Origin of the sequence: Streptomyces odonnellii (assembly GCF_000981895.1) — a bacterium.
GTDB classification, from domain to species: Bacteria; Actinomycetota; Actinomycetes; order Streptomycetales; family Streptomycetaceae; genus Streptomyces; species Streptomyces odonnellii.
This window is the reverse complement of sequence record NZ_LATD01000614.1, coordinates 1-1432: the sequence shown is the minus strand read 5'-3', so window position 1 is coordinate 1432 and position 1432 is coordinate 1. Positions and strand designations below refer to the sequence as shown.

General features: G+C 72.0%; 2 protein-coding genes. One reads left to right on the top strand and one right to left on the bottom strand.

Annotated elements, in window-relative coordinates; all coding sequences use genetic code 11:
- Positions 1 to 250, top strand: a 250-nt coding sequence (locus WH07_RS35655; RefSeq protein ID WP_046509397.1) for an alpha/beta hydrolase family protein, incomplete at its 5' end; no start/stop codon positions are given.
- Between the two features lie 84 nt (positions 251 to 334).
- Here WH07_RS35655 and WH07_RS35650 read toward each other — a convergent pair.
- Complete coding sequence (locus tag WH07_RS35650; RefSeq protein WP_046509395.1) at positions 335 to 1177, bottom strand: patatin-like phospholipase family protein; 843 nt, start codon at positions 1175 to 1177, stop codon at positions 335 to 337.
- Positions 1178 to 1432 lie beyond the last annotated feature (255 nt).

Genomic DNA, 1432 nt, shown 5'->3' with positions numbered 1-1432 from the left:
GGCCAGCCCCACCACGTACGCCACCCGCTCCCCGGCCCCGCCCTTCCTGCTCATCCACGGCACCCGCGACACGGTGGTCCCGTACAGCCACAGCAGCCGCCTGGCCGGCTTGCTCCAGGAGGCCGGCAACAAGGCGGAACTGATCCCGGTCCCCGACGCGGAACACATCTTCCTGAACGCGGACCCGACACCCTTGGTCGCCAAGAGCGTTGCCTTCCTGACGGAACACTTGACGGACCGCGACGCATAGCCGCCCCCGCCGCCGAGGACACCCGGTGGCCCGGCCGGCACTCACCGTACGGCCGGGCCTCGGCACAGACGGACGCCCCGTACCTCAGGCGCGTGTCCACTCGATCTTCAGCTCGCGGCCCTGCGCACGGCCCGCCTCGGCGCAGGGTCTGCGGGTGGCGGGGTCCAGGGGGTTGGGGCCCATCGCCGCGCGCGACGCCTCGTCCGGGGCGATGACCGCGACCTCGGCCCCGGCCGCGCGGAGTTCCTCGACGGCTTGGGCCAGCGGTTTTTCCGTGGGCAGCAGTGAGGCGTCACCCAGCGGTACGATCACCAGCACCCGCGACGCGCCGGCCGCGTAGTCCGCGTTCTCGCTGGAGCGGAGGCCGCCGTCGACATACCGGCGCCCGTCGATCGTCACGGGCGGCCATACGCCCGGTACGGCACAGCTCGCCGCGACCGCGTCGACCAGGCTCACGCCCGACGCGTTGTCAAACACCCGTGGCTCGCCGCTCTCGGCGTCCACCACGACGATCCGCACCGTACGGGCGGGCCACTCGGACGACGGCAGCCGCGACTCGATCACTTCCCGCCGCTCCGCCTCCGGAGCCGTATCGGCGGCGAGCGCGAACCTGCCCACCGCGCGTCGCATCTCCGGTACGGTCCCGGCGTCACGCACCGCGGCGGCGATCTCCGCACCGAAGGTCTCGATGTCCAGATCGACCATGATCTCGGCGGACTGCCGTTCCGGCTCGACCTGCCGGGCGTAGAGCGACTCCAGATCCGGTTCGTCCCCCAACTGCGCCGCGACGACCGATCCGGCAGAGGTCCCGACGATCACATCGGCACCCGTGACGTCCTGCCCCGCGTCGGCCAGCCCCGCCAGCAGGCCGGTGATCCAGCCGACTCCGGCGACGCCTCCGCCACCCAGTACCAACGCCTCGCCCATGCGCCCCGCACTCCTCAAGTCGACGACAACTCAGCGACGTACTCGTACTCACACGCGTACTCGTACGCGTACGCGTGTGAAGCCTAGTCCGAGCCCACGGGCCTGTCCGTGGGGCGAGCGGGGCTATTCCTTGTCGCTGCGCCTGGACGGGTCGACGGTCTTCGGCCGAGCGGCGGCCGGTTTCTCCGGTGCCGCCGCGCCGGACGCACCGGCCGTACGGCCGGAAGCGGTCAAGCTGCCCAGTATCGCCAGCAG

Excerpts from the sequence above, each read along its gene's own strand:
- WH07_RS35650 (WP_046509395.1), bottom strand. The coding sequence starts at position 1,177 with ATGGGCGAGGCGTTGGTACTGGGTGGCGGAGGCGTCGCCGGAGTCGGC.